Source organism: Pseudomonas caspiana (genome assembly GCF_002158995.1).
Classification (GTDB): Bacteria; Pseudomonadota; Gammaproteobacteria; order Pseudomonadales; family Pseudomonadaceae; genus Aquipseudomonas; species Aquipseudomonas caspiana.
In genome coordinates, this window is record NZ_LOHF01000025.1 from 1 (window position 1) to 22,775 (window position 22,775).

General features: G+C 55.4%; 16 protein-coding genes, 4 tRNA genes, 1 pseudogene and 1 riboswitch. Of the genes and pseudogenes, 12 read left to right on the forward strand and 9 right to left on the reverse strand.

Annotation, left to right across the window (positions count from 1 at the left end; genetic code table 11):
* Positions 1 to 84 precede the first annotated feature (84 nt).
* Complete coding sequence (locus AUC60_RS22685; protein ID WP_087273057.1) at positions 85 to 594, reverse strand: 6,7-dimethyl-8-ribityllumazine synthase; 510 nt, start codon at positions 592 to 594, stop codon at positions 85 to 87.
* 126 nt (positions 595 to 720) lie between these two features.
* A riboswitch (FMN riboswitch) is annotated at positions 721 to 866 on the reverse strand.
* A 181-nt stretch (positions 867 to 1,047) separates the two neighbouring features.
* Here AUC60_RS22685 and ltaE point away from each other — a divergent pair.
* The 7 genes from ltaE (at position 1,048) to AUC60_RS22720 (ending at position 6,991) form a co-directional block, all read left to right on the forward strand.
* Entirely contained in the window at positions 1,048 to 2,052 is a 1,005-nt protein-coding gene (gene ltaE / locus AUC60_RS22690) for a low-specificity L-threonine aldolase (protein ID WP_087273060.1), read from the forward strand.
* A gap of 144 nt (positions 2,053 to 2,196) precedes the next feature.
* Positions 2,197 to 4,821, forward strand: a complete 2,625-nt coding sequence (alaS, locus tag AUC60_RS22695) for an alanine--tRNA ligase (protein WP_087273063.1) — start codon at positions 2,197 to 2,199, stop codon at positions 4,819 to 4,821.
* Between the two features lie 96 nt (positions 4,822 to 4,917).
* A complete protein-coding gene (locus AUC60_RS22700; RefSeq protein ID WP_087273066.1) occupies positions 4,918 to 6,150 on the forward strand; it encodes an aspartate kinase in 1,233 nt (410 codons plus the stop codon).
* 166 nt (positions 6,151 to 6,316) lie between these two features.
* The gene (gene csrA, locus AUC60_RS22705) at positions 6,317 to 6,505 is read left to right on the forward strand and encodes a carbon storage regulator CsrA (RefSeq protein WP_002554426.1); all 189 of its coding nucleotides are present in this window, start codon (positions 6,317 to 6,319) and stop codon (positions 6,503 to 6,505) included.
* Positions 6,506 to 6,567: 62 nt separating this feature from the next.
* A tRNA-Ser gene (locus AUC60_RS22710) sits at positions 6,568 to 6,658 on the forward strand.
* A 108-nt stretch (positions 6,659 to 6,766) separates the two neighbouring features.
* A tRNA-Arg gene (locus tag AUC60_RS22715) sits at positions 6,767 to 6,843 on the forward strand.
* A gap of 71 nt (positions 6,844 to 6,914) precedes the next feature.
* Positions 6,915 to 6,991 (forward strand) — tRNA-Arg (locus tag AUC60_RS22720).
* Between the two features lie 43 nt (positions 6,992 to 7,034).
* Here the strand turns inward: AUC60_RS22720 and bamE are convergent.
* Entirely contained in the window at positions 7,035 to 7,529 is a 495-nt protein-coding gene (gene bamE, locus AUC60_RS22725; protein WP_405622959.1) for an outer membrane protein assembly factor BamE domain-containing protein, read from the reverse strand.
* Between the two features lie 320 nt (positions 7,530 to 7,849).
* Here bamE and mgtE point away from each other — a divergent pair, with 320 nt between their 5' ends.
* On the forward strand, positions 7,850 to 9,292 hold the full coding sequence (mgtE, locus tag AUC60_RS22730; protein WP_087273072.1) for a magnesium transporter: 1,443 nt from the start codon (positions 7,850 to 7,852) through the stop codon (positions 9,290 to 9,292).
* A 155-nt stretch (positions 9,293 to 9,447) separates the two neighbouring features.
* Here the strand turns inward: mgtE and AUC60_RS22735 are convergent, their stop codons facing one another.
* From AUC60_RS22735 to AUC60_RS22745, 3 genes are all read right to left on the reverse strand, one after another.
* Positions 9,448 to 9,777, reverse strand: coding sequence for an Arc family DNA-binding protein (locus AUC60_RS22735; protein WP_027900088.1), 330 nt, complete (start codon positions 9,775 to 9,777; stop codon positions 9,448 to 9,450).
* Between the two features lie 419 nt (positions 9,778 to 10,196).
* Positions 10,197 to 10,382: a PA3371 family protein gene (locus AUC60_RS22740; RefSeq protein WP_087273075.1), complete on the reverse strand. Its 186-nt coding sequence runs from the start codon at positions 10,380 to 10,382 to the stop codon at positions 10,197 to 10,199.
* 54 nt (positions 10,383 to 10,436) lie between these two features.
* Positions 10,437 to 10,688: a hypothetical protein gene (locus AUC60_RS22745; RefSeq protein WP_087273078.1), complete on the reverse strand. Its 252-nt coding sequence runs from the start codon at positions 10,686 to 10,688 to the stop codon at positions 10,437 to 10,439.
* A 316-nt stretch (positions 10,689 to 11,004) separates the two neighbouring features.
* Between AUC60_RS22745 and AUC60_RS22750 the strand changes: the two genes are divergently transcribed.
* The 4 genes from AUC60_RS22750 to AUC60_RS28205 all read left to right on the forward strand — a co-directional run bounded on the left by AUC60_RS22750 (position 11,005) and on the right by AUC60_RS28205 (position 12,091).
* Positions 11,005 to 11,081: transfer RNA gene (locus AUC60_RS22750), tRNA-Arg, on the forward strand.
* A 248-nt stretch (positions 11,082 to 11,329) separates the two neighbouring features.
* Positions 11,330 to 11,578: a hypothetical protein gene (locus AUC60_RS28195; protein ID WP_238599623.1), complete on the forward strand. Its 249-nt coding sequence runs from the start codon at positions 11,330 to 11,332 to the stop codon at positions 11,576 to 11,578.
* A 5-nt stretch (positions 11,579 to 11,583) separates the two neighbouring features.
* Entirely contained in the window at positions 11,584 to 11,874 is a 291-nt protein-coding gene (locus tag AUC60_RS28200; RefSeq protein ID WP_238599624.1) for an FRG domain-containing protein, read from the forward strand.
* Positions 11,795 to 12,091 (forward strand): hypothetical protein, encoded by a 297-nt coding sequence (locus AUC60_RS28205; RefSeq protein ID WP_238599627.1) that lies wholly within the window; start codon positions 11,795 to 11,797, stop codon positions 12,089 to 12,091. Before AUC60_RS28200 ends, AUC60_RS28205 begins: the two co-directional genes overlap by 80 nt.
* On the opposite strand, the pseudogene AUC60_RS22760 reads toward AUC60_RS28205, so the two are convergent.
* The 4 genes and pseudogenes from AUC60_RS22760 to AUC60_RS22775 all read right to left on the reverse strand — a co-directional run.
* Positions 12,088 to 12,371: pseudogene (locus AUC60_RS22760) on the reverse strand (recombinase family protein); the annotation flags it as partial. The gene AUC60_RS28205 and the pseudogene AUC60_RS22760 sit on opposite strands and share 4 nt — an antisense overlap.
* Positions 12,372 to 12,380: 9 nt before the next feature.
* Positions 12,381 to 15,983: a hypothetical protein gene (locus tag AUC60_RS22765; RefSeq protein ID WP_087273081.1), complete on the reverse strand. Its 3,603-nt coding sequence runs from the start codon at positions 15,981 to 15,983 to the stop codon at positions 12,381 to 12,383.
* Positions 15,980 to 17,956, reverse strand: coding sequence for a hypothetical protein (locus tag AUC60_RS22770; protein ID WP_087273084.1), 1,977 nt, complete (start codon positions 17,954 to 17,956; stop codon positions 15,980 to 15,982). The genes AUC60_RS22765 and AUC60_RS22770 overlap by 4 nt, the downstream gene beginning before the upstream one ends.
* Complete coding sequence (locus tag AUC60_RS22775) at positions 17,956 to 22,716, reverse strand: DUF6603 domain-containing protein (protein WP_087273087.1); 4,761 nt, start codon at positions 22,714 to 22,716, stop codon at positions 17,956 to 17,958. Before AUC60_RS22775 ends, AUC60_RS22770 begins: the two co-directional genes overlap by 1 nt.
* Positions 22,717 to 22,775 lie beyond the last annotated feature (59 nt).

Below are 22,775 nucleotides of genomic sequence, written 5' to 3' on the forward strand. Positions count from 1 at the left end.
CCTCTTCCCGGCTGAAGCCGGTCCCACGTCATCAGTAATTCCTGTGGGATGAATTGCTCCCACAGGGTTTGTCGCCGATCGCAGTTAGCCGACTTTCTTCTGCCCTTCAATACGACGAATCGCACGCACTTTGGCGACGGTATCAGCGCAGGTTTTTGCTGCTTCCTGGCCTTTGTGCAGGAAGTGTTCGAAGAAGAACTTCAGGTGTTCTTCGCCTGCATGGAAGTGGTGAGGGGTCAGTACCACCGAGAACACTGGCACTTCAGTTTCCAGCTGCACTTGCATCAGTGCGCTGACTACCGATTGGGCGACGAACTCGTGGCGATAGATTCCGCCATCGACAACCAGGGCTGCGCCGACGACGCCTGCGTAACGGCCGCTGTTGGCCAGCAGTTTGGCATGCAGAGGGATTTCAAAAGCACCGCCGACTTCGAAGAAATCGATGTCTGCTTCGGTGTAGCCGTGGTTAGCCATTTCAGCGATGAAGCCGATTTTGCTCTGATCGACAATATCCTTGTGCCAGCAGGCCTGGATAAAAGCGATGCGCTCGTTTGCGTGGCTTTTGCTTTTGCTGTCGATTGCGGTGGGTTGCATCTGTTCTGTCTCCTGTCTATAAAAAAACAGGGCGCTTTGGATCGAATGGGAAGGTCAGGCTAAGCCCGGCAGTCAGGTGAACGAAATCCGTTCTTGACGATGCGCGATGCATTGCGGTGGTGCCAATCCCGTTCTCTCTTCATCCGGACTATGACCGTCGGCCCTGGAATCTCACCAGGTCTGCTGACCCTGCGTTTGCAGGCGCTCGCGGGCTAAACGCATTGCGCGTCATTACCGCCGGTGGGGAATTGCACCCCGCCCTGAGAACGTTGCCGCTGAAATATTTCCGCGGCGGGCATTTTTTATCACAGTTTTGCGGAATGTGCTTGGACGTATTCCTACAGTCGTCCTGACTTTTTCTTATAAGTAAGCCTTGGAATTCCACGTCAGCACCTTGATTATTCCTACCCGTAACCTCACAACTGAGGTTCGTCTTCTTCAGGGAGCTTTATCGTGACGGTTATCGACTTGCGCAGCGACACAGTGACTCAGCCCACTCCCGGAATGCGTGCCGCTATGGCGCAGGCGCCTTTGGGGGATGATGTGTATGGCGAAGATCCGACGGTCAATCGTCTTGAAGGCTGGTTGGCGGAACGCCTCGGGTTCGCCGCTGCCCTTTTCGTTCCGACAGGCACGATGAGCAACCTGCTGGGCTTGATGGCCCATTGTGAGCGTGGCGACGAGTACATCGTCGGTCAGCAGGCTCATACCTATAAATATGAAGGTGGCGGCGCGGCCGTCCTTGGTTCCATTCAACCGCAGCCTCTGGAAAATCAGGCTGATGGTTCGCTGGACCTGGATCAAGTGCTTGCAACCATTAAACCAGACGACTTTCATTTTGCCCGCACCCGTTTGCTCGCACTGGAAAACACCATGCAGGGCAAAGTGCTGCCGTTGAGCTATCTAGTCGCAGCCCGCAAATTCACGCAAGAACATGGCCTTTCGCTGCATCTGGACGGTGCCCGGCTGTATAACGCCGCCGTGAAGCTGGGTGTTGACGCACGCGAGATCACTCAGCACTTTGATTCGGTGTCGGTGTGCCTGTCCAAAGGGCTAGGTGCGCCGATTGGCTCAGTGCTGTGCGGCTCTCAGGCATTTATCGACAAAGCCCGTCGTTTGCGCAAAATGGTCGGCGGCGGTTTGCGTCAGGCCGGGATGCTGGCGGCGGCCGGCCTGTATGCGCTTGAGCATCAGGTTGAGCGACTGGCTGATGATCATGCCAACGCAGCGTTTTTAGGTGCTGCACTGGCAGAGCTGGGTTATTCGGTTGAGCCGGTGCAGACCAATATGGTTTATGTGCAGATCGGTGATCGCGCTCAGGCGCTCAAGGCGTTCTGTGCCGAGCGTGGTATTACGCTCAGCGCTGCGCCGCGCTTGCGGATGATCACTCACCTGGATATATCCCGTCAGCAGCTGGAGAGCGTAATCACAGCATTTGCTGACTTTTCCCGCACTTGAGGCGCCGATAGTCCAGTAGCTTTGTTCTATCGTACAAACAGACTGTACCGTTGACGCAACGCCTATATAATGCGGCCCTTTGCCGTCGCTACGTCACATGACGTTTTGCACTTGCCTCTGGCCGCAGTCTCCGTGGAAGAACCTATGAAAAGCGCAGAAATCCGTGAAGCCTTCCTTGGCTTCTTCGAAGAGCAAGGCCACACCCGTGTCGCCTCCAGCTCCTTGATTCCGGGCAATGACCCGACCCTGCTGTTTACCAACGCAGGTATGAACCAGTTCAAGGACTGCTTCCTGGGCCAGGAAAAGCGAGCCTATACCCGTGCAGTGACCAGCCAGAAGTGTGTGCGTGCCGGTGGCAAACACAACGACCTGGAAAACGTCGGCTACACCGCGCGTCACCACACATTCTTCGAAATGCTGGGCAACTTCAGCTTCGGTGATTACTTCAAGCGTGATGCGATTACCTACGCCTGGACCTTTCTGACCTCGGAAAAATGGCTGAACCTGCCCAAGGACAAACTCTGGGTAACGGTCTACGCCAGCGATGACGAGGCTTACGATATCTGGACCAAAGACATCGGCGTACCCGCCGAGCGCATGGTCCGTATCGGTGACAATAAAGGCGCGCCGTATGCGTCCGACAACTTCTGGACCATGGGCGATACAGGCCCGTGTGGTCCTTGCACCGAGATATTCTTCGATCACGGCCCTGAAATCTGGGGTGGTCCACCGGGCTCGCCGGAAGAAGACGGCGACCGTTACATCGAAATCTGGAACAACGTTTTCATGCAGTTCAACCGTACCGCTGACGGTGTGCTGCACCCGCTGCCTGCGCCGTCGGTCGATACCGGTATGGGCCTGGAGCGCGTCAGTGCCGTTCTGCAACACGTGAACTCCAACTACGAAATCGACCTGTTCCAGAGCCTGCTGGCGGCTTCGGCCCAAGCGATCGGTTGCAGCAACGACGGTCAGGCTTCGTTGAAAGTCGTGGCTGACCACATCCGTTCTTGCGGCTTCCTGATTGCTGATGGTGTGCTGCCTTCCAATGAAGGTCGCGGTTATGTGCTGCGCCGCATCATTCGTCGTGCCTGCCGTCACGGTAACAAGCTGGGTGCCAAGGGCAGCTTCTTCTACCAGATCGTCGCGGCGCTGGTGGCCGAGATGGGCACTGCGTTCCCTGAGCTGGTTCAACAGCAGGCGCACATCGAGCGCGTGCTTAAAGCTGAGGAAGAGCAGTTCGCCAAGACGCTGGAGCAGGGCCTGAAAATCCTCGAGCAGGATCTGGCTGAACTCAAAGGCAGCGTGGTGCCGGGTGACGTGGTGTTCAAACTCTACGACACCTACGGTTTCCCGATGGATCTGACCGGCGACATCGCTCGCGAGCGCAACCTGACCCTTGATGAGGAAGGTTTCGAGCGCGAGATGGATGCTCAGCGTGTTCGCGCCCGTTCTGCCAGTTCGTTCGGTATGGACTACAACAGCCTCGTCAAGGTTGATGTGGCGACCGAGTTCACCGGCTACAAGGCAACCCGTGGCGAAGCGAAGATCGTCGCTCTCTATAAAGAGGGCCAGAAAGTCGAGCAGTTGAACGAAGGTGAAGAGGGCGTTGTAGTCCTCGATACCACGCCGTTCTACGCCGAATCCGGCGGTCAGATTGGTGACGGCGGCTACCTCAGTGCTGGTGAGGTGCGTTTTGATGTCCGTGACACCACCAAAACCGGTGGCGCGTTCCTGCATCACGGTGTTGTGGCTTCCGGCACATTGACGGTCGGCGCTTCGGTCAACACCGAAGTCGATGCTGAAGTGCGTAACGCTACGGCGTTGAACCACTCCGCGACTCACTTGCTGCACGCAGCTTTGCGTCAGGTACTGGGCGAGCACGTCCAGCAGAAAGGTTCTTTGGTCGACAGTCAGCGCCTGCGCTTTGACTTCAGCCATTTTGAGTCGATCAAGCCTGAGCAACTTAAAGCGCTGGAAGACATCGTTAACGCCGAAATTCGCAAGAACACCGCAGTCGAGACGGTCGAAACCGACATCGAAACCGCGAAGGCGCGTGGCGCAATGGCGCTGTTCGGCGAGAAATACGGCGACAGCGTGCGCGTGCTGAGCATGGGTGGCGATTTCTCCGTTGAGCTGTGCGGTGGTATTCATGCCAATCGCACCGGCGACATCGCGGTATTCAAGATTGTCAGCGAAGGCGGCGTCGCCGCTGGCGTACGACGCATCGAGGCGGTCACCGGCGCAGCGGCGCTGGGTTACCTCAATGCTGCAGAAGATCAGCTCAAGGAAGCCGCGAGCCTGGTCAAAGGCAACCGCGAGAATCTGTTGGACAAGCTGACGGCTGTCATTGAGCGCAACCGTCTGCTGGAAAAACAACTGGAGCAATTGCAGGCCAAGGCGGCCAGCGCAGCGGGCGACGATCTGTCTTCCTCGGCACTGGATGTCAAAGGCGTGAAAGTGCTGGCCGTGCGCCTGGACGGTCAGGATGGCAAAGCGCTGTTGGCGCTTGTCGATCAGTTGAAGAACAAACTCGGCCGCGCAGTGATCCTGCTCGGCAGTGTGCATGAAGACAAGGTCGTACTGGTTGCAGGCGTAACCAAGGACCTGACTGGCCAACTCAAAGCCGGTGATTTGATGAAACAGGCCGCTGCGGCCGTAGGTGGTAAAGGCGGCGGTCGTCCTGACATGGCGCAAGGTGGTGGTGTGGATGCAGGTGCGCTGGATGCAGCGCTGGCATTGACCGTGCCTTTCGTCGAGCAGGGTATTTAAGTCGACCTTCCGTAGCTGCCGCGCACTGGTGCGGCAGCCCGGCGCTTGGATTTAACGTTTAATGGGCGCCCTCAAGGGGGCAGAGGCGGCTTTGAGATGGCTTTGATCGTACAGAAATTTGGAGGCACCTCGGTGGGCTCTGTTGAGCGTATCGAGCAGGTTGCCGACAAGGTCAAGAAATTCCGTGAGCAGGGCGATGACCTCGTGGTTGTGCTTTCTGCCATGAGTGGCGAAACCAATCGCCTGATCGACCTTGCCAGGCAGATCAGCGATCAACCGGTTCCTCGCGAGCTGGATGTGATCGTTTCGACGGGTGAGCAGGTGACGATTGCTCTGCTGGCGATGGCGCTGATGAAGCGTGGCGTGCCAGCAGTGTCGTACACCGGTAATCAGGTCCGCATCCTGACGGATAGCGCGCATAACAAGGCGCGTATTCTGCAGATTGACGACCAGAAGATTCGTGCTGACCTGAAGGCTGGCCGTGTCGTTGTGGTCGCCGGTTTCCAGGGTGTGGACGAGAACGGCAATATCACGACCCTGGGTCGTGGTGGTTCGGATACCACCGGCGTGGCGCTGGCTGCGGCGTTGAAAGCCGATGAGTGCCAGATCTACACCGATGTCGATGGTGTTTACACCACAGATCCACGCGTGGTCTCCCAGGCTCAGCGTCTGGACAAGATTACCTTCGAAGAGATGCTGGAAATGGCCAGCCTCGGTTCCAAGGTATTGCAGATTCGCGCGGTGGAGTTTGCCGGCAAGTACAACGTCCCGCTGCGCGTTTTGCACAGCTTCAAGGAGGGTCCAGGGACCCTCATTACCATTGATGAAGAGGAATCCATGGAACAGCCGATCATTTCCGGCATCGCCTTCAACCGCGATGAGGCCAAGCTGACCATCCGTGGCGTGCCAGACACCCCGGGTGTGGCGTTCAAAATTCTCGGGCCGATCAGCGCCGCGAATATCGAAGTCGACATGATCGTGCAGAACGTTGCGCACGATAACACCACCGACTTCACCTTCACGGTCCACCGCAATGACTACCAGGCTGCCTCGCAGGTACTGGAAAACACCGCGCGTGAAATCAATGCCCGTGAAGTGATTGGCGACACCAAGATCGCCAAGGTATCGATCGTTGGTGTGGGCATGCGTTCTCATGCCGGTGTTGCCAGCCGTATGTTCGAATCGCTGGCCAAGGAAAGCATCAACATTCAGATGATCTCGACATCGGAAATCAAGGTTTCGGTGGTGATCGAAGAGAAGTATCTGGAGCTGGCGGTGCGTGCACTGCACACGGCGTTTGAGCTGGATGCGCCTCGACAGGGCGAGTGATGTATCGGCAGGGGCGCGGTCTGACTGCGCCCTTTGCGTTCTTGCCGGGCGAAAACTGTTCTTTTACTTTCCCCGGTCGATACTCTGATTACAGCCGCGCTACTCGCGGGTGTCGCGTTCGATTTGCAGACTGTTGTCCCTGAATGTATTGCGTGAGGAGAAAGGTATGCTGATTCTGACTCGTCGGTGCGCAGAAAGCCTGATCATTGGTGATGGCGAAATCACCGTGACCGTGCTGGGCGTCAAAGGTAATCAAGTGCGTATCGGTGTCAACGCGCCCAAGGAAGTCGCTGTTCACCGTGAAGAGATTTACCTGCGCATCAAGAAAGAGAAGGACGAAGAACCAAGCCATTAATTTTTATTGAATTTTTGGTTTGCAAACGGGGAAAAGGGTGGTTATTATACGCCCCGTGTTGCGGAGAGCTGGCCGAGTGGCCGAAGGCGCTCCCCTGCTAAGGGAGTACACCTCACAAGGGTGTCGGGGGTTCGAATCCCCCGTTCTCCGCCATTATTTGCGTAGTACGTTGTATCTGGCTTTAATCGGTAAGTTGTTGAATTTACTAGAAAAAAGTTCTTGACCAAAAGATTCGACGGCCTATAATGCGCGGCAACAAATGCACTCGTAGCTCAGCTGGATAGAGTACTCGGCTACGAACCGAGCGGTCACAGGTTCGAATCCTGTCGAGTGCACCATTTAAAGGTTGTTTGCAGTAATGCGGATAACTTGCTTCAACCAGCGGTGATCTGGTTTATCAAGCGCTAATGCACTCGTAGCTCAGCTGGATAGAGTACTCGGCTACGAACCGAGCGGTCACAGGTTCGAATCCTGTCGAGTGCACCAAACACCAAAAAGCCCGTATCGTCTGATACGGGCTTTTTGCTTTCTAGCGTTTACCTTTTACGCAGTCATGCTCGTCGAATGTGACCTGGCTACTGCGGCCTTTCTTCTCGTTATACACGTATCGCGTCTCTCCATTTCTGCTCACGACCTTGTCGGGGCTGCCCAGCAAGTTCTCTACATCCTTGCGTGTCATGCCGGGTGGCGTTTGCTGATTGATGATTGCGCGTCGACGCTGTTCGGCACTCAGGCGATTGCCGCATCCGTCGTCACGCTGACCAACAATCACCAGTTCTTTTGGTGGTACTGGCTTGCGAGCAGATCTATCCGCCTGCTCCGCGCCGGGAAGTAGGGGCGTTGAGCTGCCGGGCGGTGCGTTGTAAGCCTCTTGCCGTCGCATATCCTGTCCGCTCGGGCAACCGAGGGTGGTGAAGGTGATATTGCCGGTGGCGTCTTCGCAGCGCAGAACGCTGGTCGCTTGAAGCAGGGTGGATGAACAGAGCAGGGCGAACCCCAAAAGACAGGCGGGCTTGTGGCGCATTTTGGCGTCTTCCATGACCAGTGTCGTAAAAGCCTAGCCAAGGTCATTTCATTGAGTGGGGTGTTTTGTTGGCGGGATGTGTCGTCCAACGTCTATTGCCGCACAGATCATTAACTTTGTGTTGCAAGCGCTTGTTCTGACCAGAATTTTGTAGCGTGCAATAGGGGCAAGCGGTGTATGATTGCGCCCGTCAGCCCCGCCGGGGCTTGTGGAAAACCTCCATGGACTTACCCAGTAGTTACTCAACCGATTTTTTAAGCAATCATGCATTAATTGATTGATCTCCCGGCGTGCTCCGCTGCTGGGAGTGGAGTTCGCCTATGTCCGAAATTGAAGTAAAGAAAACGCAGGATAGTTTGCAGGATCGTCTGGCTCAGGTTATCGAGCTCCTGCAGCGCCAGCGTGTCGTTGAAGATCTGACCCACCGTCAGGAAGGTCAGAATCAAGACCGTGTAGAAAATCTTGTTCACCGGCAGAACCTCGTCGAATTGCAGCGCAAGCTCGACGATCTTCACTCCGCCGACGTCGCCTATATCCTGGAAGCCTTGCCGCTTGAAGATCGTCTGACGGTCTGGCAGTTGGTCAAGGCTGAGCGCGACGGCGATATTCTTCTGGAAGTGTCCGACTCCGTTCGGGAAACGCTGATCGCCGACATGGACGATCACGAGCTTCTGGCTGCCGCCAAGGAAATGGACGCCGACGAACTGGCGGATATTGCTCCCGAGCTGCCTCGTGATGTTGTTCATGAGCTGATGGAAGCTCTGGACACTCAGCAGCGTGAGCGTGTCCGTTCTGCCCTGTCGTACGACGAAGAGCAAGTCGGCGCGTTGATGGACTTCGAGATGGTCACTATCCGTGAGGATGTGAGTCTTGAAGTTGTTCTGCGCTACCTGCGTCGCCTGAAAGAGTTGCCAGGGCACACCGACAAGTTGTTCGTGGTCGATTACGATGGCGTACTCAAAGGCGTGCTGCCGATCAAACGTCTGCTGGTCAATGACCCCGAGAAGCAGGTGTCGGAGGTCATGGCAAATGATCCGGTGAGTTTCCACCCGGATGGCGATGCCTATGAGGCCGCTCAGGCGTTCGAACGTTATGACCTTATTTCCTCACCGGTGGTGGATAAGAACGGCAAGCTGATCGGCCGTTTGACCATCGACGAAATGGTTGACCTCATTCGTGAAGAGAGCGAAACCGAAGTCCTCAACATGGCGGGTTTGCGTGAAGAGGAAGATATTTTTGCTTCCGTCTGGCGCTCACTGCATAACCGTTGGGCGTGGCTGGCGATCAACCTGATCACTGCATTCCTGGCTTCACGTGTGATTGGCCTGTTCGAAGGTTCTATCGAGAAGCTGGTAGCGCTGGCAGCCCTGATGCCGATTGTGGCCGGGATTGGCGGTAACTCGGGCAATCAGACCATTACGATGATTGTGCGCGCTATGGCGCTCGACCAGGTCAATACCGGTAATACCAAGCGCCTGCTGCGCAAAGAGCTGGCAGTGGGGCTTATCAACGGTCTGGTCTGGGGAGGCGTAATCGGTGTTGTGGCTTATCTGCTCTACGGCAGTTGGTCGCTGGGCGTCGTGATGACGGCGGCCATGACACTCAACTTGCTGCTGGCGGCACTGATGGGGGTCACGATCCCGATGGCGCTTTCCAAGCTCGGACGAGACCCGGCGATGGGAGCGAGTGTCATGATTACAGCTGTCACCGACAGCGGTGGCTTCTTTATCTTCCTCGGGCTCGCCACTATCTTCCTGCTTTAGTTGTTTAGCCTGCATAAAAAAACCGCCCTGGCAGGCGGTTTTTTTGTGCGCAGCGTTTTTGCCTTGCGGCGCGGTACTGCGCAAATAAAAACAACTAAAAGACCACGCATAAAAAAGCCAGCAATTAAGCTGGCTTGAAAACTTCGATGTGGCGATCAGTCTTCGTTGTCTGCAGCCAGCTCGGTGTCGTGTGCAATCAGTGACACCAATGCGTTCTGTTGACGGTGCGACAGCTGACGAAAGCGCTGCAGCAACTCACGTTCATGCAGTGACAGCTCAGGGCTATCAAGGCGCAGGCTAGGTTCGTCGCCCAGAGCACCTTCCTGAATCAAGCTTTGTTCGAGGCGAGCAATGATTTCTGAGTTCATGCTGCGATGGTGGTTTTTAGCTACCTCTTGCACACGATTACGCATGCCGTCTGGTAGACGTACAACGAACTTGTCAGCCGTGCGGCTGGAATAAGTAGCCTGTTTCATAGGGCTCATATATTTAACCGGTTAGTTCAGGGGAGCGGTTCTTGCAAGTCGCCGCATGGATGTAAATCTGAGACAGCCCATTTAGCGAAATGTTCAACCGTATTCTCAACGAGGCCAGCATCATGCCCCAATCTGCCAGATCCTTGGCGTCAATTCTGTGACAAATATTGACTCAGATAAAGGCGATTAGCCAGCACCGATTATCAGAATTGCGAACGAATTTGCAAAGCGCTTATCCATCCACTCATCAGCCAGGTTCGATTTCGTGCCGATTTACCGGGGCTCAGACTGCCATGATGGCTATTTGTCAGCTTAGAAGGATATCCACGGAATACGAGCGCTGGCCGACGGACGTGACGATAGTCCACTGGAGCTTTGATCAAGTCGCGGAATTACGGCTCGGGTGAGCCGTCAGAGAGGAGTGATTCTTAGCGCAGAACGGGATCAAACTTGATGCGGCGACCGAGAACCAGTGCTACCACAAACAATACGCCGAAAACTCCGGCTGCGATTTTTGCAGCGCTGCTCAAGTCTTCAGCGGTGGCGGGCAGCTGGTAATCGAACACTACAGCCAACAGGGCCAGGGTGATGAACGATAAAGCTGACTTGGACATGGTAATTCTCTTTTCCGTGGTTTCGTTGGGGCAATCAGAGGCTCAGAACGTCTTTTAAAAAACCCAGCGAGGCTCTGCTCTCACGCTGGCTGAGTTCGAAGCAGCTGCCTCGGAGTCATTGGCGAGTGTGACCGCTTGAGGGTGATTACTGCGATCGGTCATGATCGCCAGCTGAGGAGCCTGACGCAGCAGGTGGTGCGGCTGAGCCTGTAGAGCAGTCTGCTCTGCTTTACCGTCGTCTTGAAAATGAAAAGCCACCAGTGTAACTAGCGCTGCAACGTTCAACACTGAAAGGGCGATGTTCATTTTCAATTACCTCCAACGGAACTTTCTTAAGGAAGGGGCTCTACCGTATGAGGTATTGCAGTCTGCATGCCAACTCGCATAATGTATAAAATCCTTATAAATCAAGTAGTTAAAATTGATTGAGTGGCCGCGCTGCATGCGTTTTGCAATGGTGGCGATGTGGTGCATTGCAAAATGCATGGTTGTGTAGATTTCCGGCAAAATAAACGGATTTTGACCACAGCCGTGTAAGCCAAAGACGACATGACAAAGTGCTCCTGTGTCGTTAACATGCACGCCGTCCTCGCTGGCACCAATCTGTGTGCTGGCCCGCTGTGTCTCAGTAGCTCAATTGGATAGAGCATCCCCCTCCTAAGGGGAAGGCTGGCAGTTCGAACCTGCCCTGGGACACCATTTAATTCAACGCTTTCAGCGTTTTTCGAAAATTCATTTTCCGGTCATGTGGGCAGGAAGGTGCAAAGAGCCTCGCAGCGTCCAAGCCTCCGAGGAAGTCAGCCAGCGTGAAGAGAGAATTTCCCCTTTTTAAAGAACTCAGGTTCGACAAAGCCGATGAGGTTTGGGATGAACTGTCCCCGAAAAACCAGCCTCTGAATGGCGGCGTGAGTTAGATATTCAGAGACCAAGCTGACGCAACCTGGCCATTGATTCCTTCGATTCTTCGTGCTCGCAATCAACCACCTGTCATCTCCAGCGATCGAAAAGTCGATGCCGGCATGATGGTGCATCTCGAGCAGCTTTATTTGGCTAACTTTGCGAAGCAATGTGACTCTTTGGGGATTGCGATTCCGAATGACTCTCAGCAGTTTCGCAAGGATGTGCTGATTTCCTCCAAGCCCTCTCGTTTCATCGAGGAGCCTGCCCTCTGGTCTGATGAAAGATTACGAGACTAATGGCCATGGCGCAGCATCACGGAGTGCCTACTCGCCTTCTGGACTGGACAACAAAGGCTTATGCAGCTGCGTATTTCGCTGCAGGTTCAATTTCAAGCAGATTTGCAGACTGGAAGGAGGATGACCGGCTTGCGATTTGGGCGCTGAATACTGATCGCGCGCACCGTCATTCTGAGATCGTCTTGCACCGTTCTCCTGGATCGATAAGCTGGCACCTTGCCGCCCAAGGAGGTCTGTTTTCTGTACACCCGCATTCAGGAGAGCGTAGAGGGAGTTTTTTTAATCAAGGGGCTTGAGGAGTACCTCTTCGATACCGTTGAGTCGCCGCTGTTGAAAATTACGCTTCCTGTATTTGAGGTTTCCAGCTTGCTCAGGCTATGCACCATTGCAGGGTTCAGTGGTGCTTATGTCTACCCCACAACGGATGGCGCAGGAAGAGCGGTCATTGATGAGATGAACGTCGATGGTGCGGCTTCCAAGTGGAGTACAGAAGAAAATTTAGTGAAGTATTAGATTTCCATATCTTTGATTCTGAGCACAGTCGTGGTTGAACTGTATGCGTGTCGCGCAGTTGCGCGAATACCTAGGCCGGCACCAAGCAAATTTTTCACGCGCTTGTGCAGATCGGCGTCGACCCGGCGGCCTTGGTACTTGCCAGCGGCCTTCGCCTTCTCGATACCCTGCGCCTGGCGCTCGCGGCGCTGCTCATAATCCATTCGAGCGATCGCTGCCATCATCTCCATCTCCATCGAGTAGATCGCCCCAGCATCCGGCCGGTGAACTCGTCGCCCTTGTGCACGACCTACTCCTGGAGAGAGATCCAACCGTCGATTATCTCCTGCCGAACTGGTTGTAATTGATCGTTATTGTTCATATCCCGTGAAAGCTGCTGCGTCGTGCTGTTAGCGGAATGCCAGACCCATTTACCATGCGTGGTATCGGGAAGCGTCAACGATAACCTGGAGCCAGCCGCTTTCAAGAGGGGGCCGGTGCGCAGGAAAACTTTCATTCGACTCAATGCGCTGGTGAAGTGAGCTGCGGGCAGTGTGATGGCCTTTACAGGTAGAACGCCGGTCGTGGCGTGCACGACCGCTCGCGGATCAATCAACATGGTCACCGTTACCGGTTGCTCTGCCTCCGCTCGTATTACCAGCGATCGCTGAGCGGGAGAGCCCGCCAACGCGTGTGCTGAGACATGAGGTGCATTGAAATCGGTGACGCCGTTTGCCACTGGCCAGTAGTTCACAAGACCATCCTTGATGTGATCGGATGCGCCCAAATGAACAGGAAGCTCCACGGCACGAATGCCCTCGTTCTGCTGGCTGATGGTGTTTTCAATACGGCGTCGCAACGCATCCCACGAATGATCGACTGCCGGGCCGCCTTTGAGCTCAAGTGCAAGTGTGGCACGCACCAAGGCCAAAGGGCGCCCCAACAACAGGGCGATGGCGTCATCTGCATTGTTCGAGTCAGGCTGGATCTTATGCAACTGTGCCTTGGTCTCTATACGAAACCTGCGGATGCCTTCCACGCCACTTTCGCGAAGTGTGTGTACGAACGCAGTTAGCTCAGGGTGAGCAGGCCTGAGTGATTCCCCTGGATCGTCGAGAAAACGGGCATTCGGCGGCGGTGATTGCCACAGCACCCGAGCATCTGCGCCAGCACTGCAGCGAAGTGTGCCCAATGAATCACCATTCGCTTGAAAGAAGGAAATACCGCCGTCGACATTGTCGAGTACCACCCAGCCCATGATGGGGGAAGTGGAAGGGTGGGAGTTGCTTTGTACGGTGTCTGACTTGGCGCTTATCCATCGAAACTGAAGCCGTGCGGGGCGCGTGATTCTGACGGGAAGTGAAGCGACGGGTAGGACATTATCTGACTGTGTTTCTGGCAATAGACGTTTGCAGATCAGAACCTCTAGCGAATCAGGATCGCAGGCCGAGTGATCCTGAAAGCGTCCGAACCGGTCAACGATTCGCAGTCTCTGTAACTCAAGCGCACCCGCTCTTAACGGATTCATCGGATTATCTTGCAAGGGGGCGAACCAGTTTTCCCTGCCAACGGCCTCGGCGATCTGCCTGATGTCATCACGACGCTTGAGGGTGTCATCCGTATCCTGATAAGGGTCGTAGACCGGTAGTTGCCCGGACGGGCTGATCATCAATAGCCCGGCGCCGAAGTCACTCATCGTCTGGGTAGCCAGCGGCAGTGTGCCGATCCATTCAAGCAGGTCAGCGAGCCCCGGAGCGTCGGGTTGACGACTGAGCACTGTCTGCACTGTATTGATTAACTGAAGAGTGCCGTGGTGGGCGAGCATGCCAGTCCCCCTGTATTGCCAGGCCGGGGCATCCTTGACCAGATCATTGTCTATACGCAGATCGTGCTCTTGGTTCCACCCAAGATGATTAATCAGCGCCGGCTGACCAAAAGCGTCTGCGCCGGGTTGCTTGAGACTGACTTCATACTGGAACTGCCAGGGAAGCCAGGAAGCCCACAGTCTGCCCATCTGTTTGGGCGATTGGGGCGGCAATTTTGATCGAAAAGTGAAGGAAGCTGCCGTAGCGTCGAGCAAGAAGGCTTGGGCTTGTTCGTCAAACAGTTGAGAGGCCGCCTCCGCGAAGCCTGGTGTTTCACCTTGCTGCTCTGTTAGATGCTTACGGACAAGAGATGGCGCCTCGGAAGAAAACAAAACGGCCTCTGCTGCCAAAGCATTAATCGGTGCAGCCAGCTCCTTTGGCAGACCCGGGCTCGCCGTCAGTGCGAGCCATTGTTGAGTTTCAAGGTGTAATTCTTTCTCCTCAACGGGCAAGGTAACTCCTGTGACAATCTGATCGCCCAGACGACATGGCAGCTGTCGGCCCTCCGTATAGTCGAAGGGAGTGGACAACGACCGGGTTTCCAGCTCATGGCCGAGCAACATCAACGACGGGTCCTGAGCTCGCCAGAATCGCGGCGCGGCCTGGCTTTCCAGCCGATACCCGGAAGGCAATAGTTGCTTGATGTGTTGCACGTTTTCACGAAGCTGGATTTTTTTCTGATCAACTTGCCGGGACTCGAGCAGGATCTGCTTCGCCTGTGCCATGAGCGTGGGGAATATTGTCTCGGCACTCAGGTCGCCCGTTGGCGCATAGATGGCAAGCTGGTATGTGTACCAATCCGCGTACAACTGGCGTCGCGCGCGGGTGAGTTCGCCGCGGCGGCGATCCAATGCCTGCTGCTCAATGCAGAGATCATCCAGCAACCTGGAGATTTCCTCGGACAAAGAAGCGATGGTCTGCGTCGCTTTGTCGGTTTGTTTGGGTGGGAGGATCGTCCACAAACTACCGCCGGAGCTGCTGGTAAAACCCGCCTCGTGCATCTGATTGGCAAAGATGTCCGCGCCGTCGGGGCGCTCGATAGACGCTTGCACCTGGCCAAATTGCAACGCATTGAGACCGCCCTCAAGCTCAGGAGTACTGGCTACTGTCGCCACCAATACAGACAGGGCTTCGGGCGCCGATGTGCCAATCGAACAGCTCAGTGGCTGTTGTTTAAGCGTCTCGAAATAACGGTTTCTCAAATCCCACTCAACTTCCTGTAGCGCGCTGTTGCACAGCATCTGGTGGGGATGTACGTTTTCTTTTTCATAGCCCTGCCACGTGCAAAAGCGTTTGATCAGTCCAAGCCCGGAATCCGTGGAAAGAGGGCTACTGATTTCCGGGCTATACCAACCCACTACGTGATACGCGAGTTTGTTTTTACCGACGGGCAGGCCTTTCATATCGTCATAGAAGCCAAATACGCTAGCGCTATTGGGATAGAACGACGCGAATGTCGGATCGCCATAACCCAGTGCGGTCAGCGGAGCGTAACGTTTACTCCCAGGGGTTTCGCACCAGTCGTCACCTGGAAAATGTTGACCAATGTATTGATTGCGTTGGGTTCGCGTTGCCATGTCGACGGGTACTGACGGGTGGATGAGTCCAAGACCAGCAGGCGGCGCATTATTGAGGCGGTCACTTTCAACCACCCAGCGCCGCGACTCGCAGGCACCGTCCGGCTTGAACAACACACGTGTGATCAACCAGCGGTTTGGCGTGTTCGGAAATCCACCGCCCTTGCGGGCTCTCCCTGTCGGGGCCGCATCCTGCTCTGCATGACGCAGCGCCTCAGGCAAGGTCCAGTGTAGGTGGATACCCACCAGCGCACCTTTGCCCTGCGCAAAGGGGTGTCCGCTTTCGAGCACGGACTGTGTGAGGTTTGGGCGCCGTTGGCCTGATGGTTGAGAGGGGCCGGATAAATGCATGAAGTCATACGTCGGGCCCAGCACCTCGTATTTGCTGTCGAACTGCCCAACGCGCAGCAGTTCCAGATCCATGGGAACAATCAACGTAGGTAAATTAGAAGTAGGATTGTCCTGGTTCATGCTCTCTGATCCTTGATTCTGAACGTGACGATGCCGTTATTACTTGCGAGCCTTGCGGCGAAATCGGCTGAGTTTTTTGCGCCCAGACATTTAGCAAATTCGGCGGCAGCCAGGACTGGACCGCGCAGGACAGCATTTTTCGGGAAATTGAAGCCTTGGCTTTCGGCAGGCTCGATCAGTTCAACGCGGCGCATTTGGCCATCGAACAGACACAAAAGAAGGTCAGGCGTCAGGTTCTCCGCCCGAAGCAGTGGCAGCGATTCGGTACTGTCGGCTGACGAGAAGCCCCTGACCTCAATGCCAGGCCAGGCGGATACCACACGGGAGCGAAGGATGAAGCCACTGATAACATCTGTCGAGGTTTCGGAGCCATCCTCGTCTTTGCTTTCGTCGATCAGCGAGCGTCGAATCGTGTAAACCTCTTGCAGCGCATTCTCGATCAAGACAGTGCGCAAGCCTTTCTCACGAGCTGGGTCATCGCCCCCCAGACTTAAGGCCCCATCCAGCAGGGCTCGGAGCCAGTTGCGATCAACTCTGAAACAACGCAGTGACTCCGGCGGCACCATCGCCGGCTCCGGAATGAGGTAGCCGAGCGGTACGCCATAGAGCAGGAGCCAATGGCTGAGCCAGTTCTGGACGATGATCTGATCCGCGCTGATGCCTTTTTCGGTATTCACATTGGTCGGAGTGCGCAGCCAGCAACTGAGTTGTTTTGCATCAAACGTCACATCGTAGATATTCGCTGCTATCGAATATCGGGGCAGTACTGCATTGCTTGGCATCTCGCCGGACTCAATGCCCGGCATACGCTCAGGCGATTCAGTCGGCTGTGTCTGAAAAGCGCTGAGATCGGAGTTCTGATACCACTGGATCTTGCAGCGATGCAGAGCGTTGCTGAACGCATTGTTCGCTAACCCCAGATGTCGGCCCAACTGCCAAGCCGCGGCGTATCCGGTGTCAAACATGCCAAGTTCAGGGTCGTAGCGCAGCAGGGCGTCAGCGCTATTGGTCGAGACGGCAACTTCAAGGGGATTGGCTCGTATTGGCAGTAGCGGCCCGCGATACCAAGAAACCGTGTTGATCCCATCGCGAAGTTGATGATCCAGCGCGCTGTACCCTTTGGCGTAGGACTCCTTGACCAGGCTTACATCTGGCGAGTCATCCGCTTGCGGTACGCTGACAGGCTGCGCCATTGGGCCGTGATCGACGTTCTTGAGCAGGCTGGCAAAATCGTGATCGTTATCCGCACAACCAAAACTCCAGGACAACAAGCTTGATAACTCGATTTCACCGTCTTGTGTTTCACCACCAGGCAAAAACTTGCCAAGGCCATTGAGCGCCACCAGGTGCACAACGTAACGGCGGCCGGCCTGACAGGGCCGGTTACCGACGACTACCGCATATTCGCTATCGGGCGAATCATCGCTGGCTGCCGCCTTATCGGCGACTGAAACCCGTCGCACATGTGCGAGCCAAGGCAAGTCATCGAGTGTCGGCGCCAGACGCTCGAACTGACTTTTTGAAAGGGTTATGATCTGTCCGGACGGTTTGATTTCGGCTTCGCCAGCTTTAGGTTTTACCGGGGTTTCAGGCATCGCGAGGCGTGTCAGAGGTGGCGGGTCCAGTTCGTCGAACACCAACAGTGCGAGCCACGGCGGGCTCTCAGGGCCGGGCCAGGCGTCGGCACTTAATTGCCAGGGCAGGGTTGCCTGATTCAACAGCACATACGGAAGCGTTCCTTCAAAACGCCCCTGATGTCCGTCCGGTGGGTAACAGGCGTGGACCCCTTGCGGATCGATCTGGTGTCTGAGCGTCTCCACGACGATGGTTTGTGAACGTTCGAAAACTTCCAGTGGTTTGACCGATCCTCGCGTGTCCTTGACGGTTTGCCGAATTCTGATTGTGTGTTTGCCTGACACAAGCGTTGGCCGGATAGAGGGCAGGTAAACCGTTTTTTTCTTTGAATTGTCCATTACTGAATCCTCCAGCGGCATATACGCGGTGCATCGACCAGTAGACGTGATGGCGTGGTGACTGCGTTGTCCGCCAGGGTGGGCGTCTTGCGCACCGGGATGCTTGCTTGCACGATGGCGCCATCACGAGAGGCCCGCTTGGACAGGTCATTGGCGACCTGCTGATCCACGACAGCAATGGCCCGAAGCAGCTCCATGCGTCGAGTTGCAACGTTCGGTGCATGGATCGAGTCATTCAACTGGCTCATGTCAGGGTTTGCAACGACAGGACGGTGCACGGGGCGTACCCAGAAGGCTTGCTTGTCATGCTCGCTGAGATCGCTCACAACAACAGGCGCATGCTCGGCCGCAGGCGTCTTTTCAAGCGTCAGCAGTGCACCCGTAAGCAAATCGGTCAGGATTTGGTCTTTGGGTAAGGTTCCGGGGGCAGGGCGCCCCGATGGATTCCACAGGCCCATCGCGACCGAAGTGAGTGTCGGGCAAACCACCCAGTGGCCGGCATTCGCTGTCTGTACCGTGACAACGACTTCCAGATCCTGCGCGGCGATGTTCATCGGTCCGATGCCGAATTCATGACCTGGCCCGTGTGTCTGCCCGTCGACATCAAGGGTCCTGGTGGGAATGCACAACGTCAGATCAATCTCCAGCGTCCCAGGATCTACCAGCCAGTGGGCAGCAGCGCTTTGTTCGGCATTTGCATCCGGGCCGAGCGGCAGATTCGTGAGTGGATCGATTTTGCCCAATAGCCCTGAACGCGCGGTGAGTGTTATGAGGCTGTCAGTGACGGTCGTCGTCCCTACCACCTCGGGCTTTTCATTTTTCCGTTCTCCAGCGTTGGCTAATGGCAGGAAGCTGCCGCGAAAATCGCTCCAGCTTACCTCGGGCAGGGCAAGAGCTTTAGATTCACCGATCAAAATGTCTTTGCTGAGTCCATAAAAACTGACCCTTGCCAGCGCGCCAAAAGGAGGCCCCCAAATCTCCATGAACACCGCAAGGTCCAGAGCCAGTTTAAGCGTGATGGGCCAGACCTCGATTTCTGCCTCTACATGTACGGCGATCTTGACGTTAGCGGCGTATGCGAAGGGCTGGAAGAAGATGATGAAATCCGCCTGCGCCTTGAACGTTGCTGTGCCCCAACTGGAGCGATAGTCGACTTGCAACAGTCCGCCGGCCATTACCGCTGAAGGCGTCAGTGCGAAGTATTGCTCCCCTTTGATCTGTACCTGATCGCAGACTTGCCAGTTGAGCGCCAGTCGCCCTACCCGAGGGTAATGGGCCGGAATTTTGAAGCCAGGGTGGTAGCCGCCCAGGGTCATTACGAAGTCGCCAGCGTACTGACTGGGCTGCATCCAGCAATACAAGGCGAAGCCGCCACTGATGACCGCATCCTTGCTTAGCAGGAAGGAGCCGGGCGCAAGCATCCCGTCGACCTTCAGCTCGCCCACTGCGGGGTGGTACTGGGCCTGCATCAGGATTTCAGCATGCACCAGAGGTGCGAGGCTTAAACCAGCGGTTTTGGCAGGGGGGAAGTTGAGGTCAAGCTTGGCCATCACATTGACCTGGGTTTGCTCACCCTGCGACAACACCAACAGTCCCTTGCCCTCGAGAATCTTGAACGAGGTGAACCTGACCCCGACTGCCACCCAGTGATCGCCCCTGGACGGACTGCTGATTTTTTCAAACCGGTCGATGGCACTGTTATCGACGGTACCGTTTTCCAGGGCGGTAATCATTGGGTGATTGGCGACCTGCGCCAGACTCACGTTCTTCCAGTCTCGGTTGTAGCCAATACCGCCGGCCAGTCCGGTCACGAAAAACATGGGCGGACCGCCCAGGGGCGTGTCGAGTACGGTAAAAATGGCCACGTGGGTGGTTGCCAGTTCTTTGTCAGTTGCCGGTGTCTGGCAGTAGGAGCCGATTGCGCTGAGTGTGACTTGGCCGAAGCCGATCATCACAGTGCCCGCGTAGTCGTTCTCTTGCCTTTTCACCAGCCCGCCGGACACCCTCAAGGCGTCGGTCGTGCAACTGACTGTCATCCCTTTGAGGCCCCAGTCTGGTTTTATCGGCAAACCGATCCGGGTTTTCATCTCAAGACCCAGCAATCCCAGTTTGAGCGGGCCAAGGCGGGCGGAGGCATCAAGCATGAAGCTGACGCTCGCGATATCAGTTGCTATCCCCAGACGCTCGAACGTGACGGGCCCCAGATTTCGCCCCAATGGCAGCCACCATCCCCGGTCGGCTCCCACGGGTGGCGTAAACCCTGGGGCTGTGACGGGTTTTGATGGATTGGTGGGTATCTCCGGGTCTGTCACGGCGGTGGCAGGCGTTGTCGATACGACGGGCACTTTCGCAGCTTTGTCCTCTGGTACAGGGGCCAGCGATTCTGACGGGGCAGGCTTTTCTTTCTCCACGGGGTAATCGATCACTTTTTTGTAATCTATCAGCGTCAGATTCGCCCGCACCGAAGCTTTGCCTCCCAGCTTTTTCGGGGCGGGAAACACTTGGTCGTCGAGTCCTTTGAACAAGGTACCGAGTTCGACGTCGTTGCAAGTGCTGGACAAGCGCAAGCTCAGGTCATCAATGGCGGCGACATCGACCTTCCCAGCCTCTTGAGTGATCGACCGAACTGCGTGAGTCGCTGCTTTCATCGGGCCCCCCACCAGAGGCAGCTTGAACAGATCCAGGGTAGGCACATCCAGTTGCAAGAAGTGTTGCCAAGCAGTCGTCGTACCGTGTTCGGCAATCGGCTTGGCGGCGATCAACACCAGTGAGTATCGGGCGTCATTGATCTCGACCTCGCAACGAATCCCCAAACGAGTGCCGGCTTTTCCGAGGCGGATGTCGAGGTAAAGTGAGCTGACCGTGACCGTGCTCTGCCCCAGCGGTGATTGGAAGCCAATCTCGCTCGCCATGTCATTGAGCAAGGCTGCCAGGTCGATGCGGGTTTTGATATCACCGGTCAGGTGCCAGGTTCCCGCCTGGTAGACAAGATCGAGGTCGGCACTCGTTTGACCGGTTTTGATCGCGGCCTTACCGTTCAGCTCGAATGAATGACCGGGGTTTCGCGTGTAACTGACTTCAAGGCTTTTCAAATGGACGGCGGCACCGCCTATCTTCAGTACGGCATTTGACGTTGCTGAGAACTTGAATTGGGTATCAGTGCCAATACTCAGGCTCATCTTAAAAGCGTTGATTTGCGCGTCGGCGAGTTCAGCGGGCAATTCGATTTTGAAGAGGTCGTTGGCCAGATCAGAAAGAAACAAGCTTGGAATTTCGACCATGAAATTCGCGGTCTTATCGAAGTGTGCCGACAGCAAGAACGTATATCGCCCGATAGCCAGTGTGGCCTGAAGCCGGCTGTACCAGTGCCCATCATCAATCTCGAGCGTCAGCTCGACATCTCCCACTTCAAAGGCACTGTCATTGATCTTGAATGCAAGAAACCCCATCGTCAGGATTTCCAGCGAGAAAAACTTATCTTTCACACTGCCCTCGAGTTCCAGATGCGCAATGTGCAGCGTTTCCTGGTCTTGTCGAAGCGGGGAGAGCAATTGAGTGATCTTTTCGGGCAGATGCAGCGTGCAGCCAGGGGCCAACGCCATGTACGCATCACCCGAAGGCAAGGTAATTGAAAGGTCGAATACGGCTTCATCATCGTTCGGGCCAATGATCCACTGGCTGGCCAAAACAACCTCCGTTCCCTTGGCCGTAAAGTCCGTGCGCAGTATGAGAGAGGGTTTCAGATTGACCATTTCGTCGAACAGAACGAGATCGTCGTTGAAGCCCAGTTCAATTGTCGCCGAGGTGCTTTCTTTACCTTTCATTGGTAGGCGAGTGTGAAAACTCCGCAAGTTAGGTATCCAGTTCTTAGCCCCTGTTGCCAGATCACTTAAATCAAGTTCGAAGTCCGGAATAAGGCTTGCTAGCCAACCTTTGCAGGAATGGTCGGGGCTCCCTGTCTCGATGAAGAGATCCAGCATTTTGCCGTTGCTTGAGATATCCAGCGTGACATTGGCTTTATTGCCCTCGACCTGCAACTCCCCAATCAACGAAAACTGCAGCACCGGCAGGCTATTAGTCTCATTAAGACCACTGACTCGTACGCGCAAACCCGTCAAGCTGGGCTTCAATTTTCCACTGAGCATCGGATACTCGAAAGTACTGATACTTCCTTCCAGCTCGATGAATATCCCATCTTCGTCAACGCCGACAGCGCCATTGACCCGCAGGTTGTCACGCAGCCCAAAGTGCTGGCGCACCTGCTGATCAAGTGAGTCCAGAAGCATCGCGTTCGCAGTGAAGTTGACCCCGGCCCGCATTAATCCGAGGTCAGTGGGCCAATCGGGTGCGATGTCTTGAGCCCACGATCGAATCAGCAGCCTATCGGCGTTGGATCCTGCGAACCAGCTTTGCGCCTCGAAATCCACAGAGGAATACCAGAGTTTGATATCCGTCAACCCAAGTGCTGAGGCCAGAACGCTTTCATCGCAGTCGATACTTGGATAGGCCGATTTGGGTGTCCATCCAGCAGGCGCCTTGCCAAATTCAATTACCCAGTCAACCACGTCAGGGGCGGACGGGTCGCAGTTGAAGAGTCGAATGGAGGGGGCATCGAAGAGTGAAGTACTTGAGGCCAGATCTCTAATAAGCTCGCAATTCTCATCCATAAGATTGTGAGCACGCAAAAAAGCATCATCAAGGCCACCGTTTTCAGTGGGGAAGTCAGGGAGATGTGCAGTGTCCAGAAATTTAAATTCCATTTTTGCTCACCAAGTAGCTATTGCTGTCGACTGAATAAATACCTTGAATTTGTTATTGG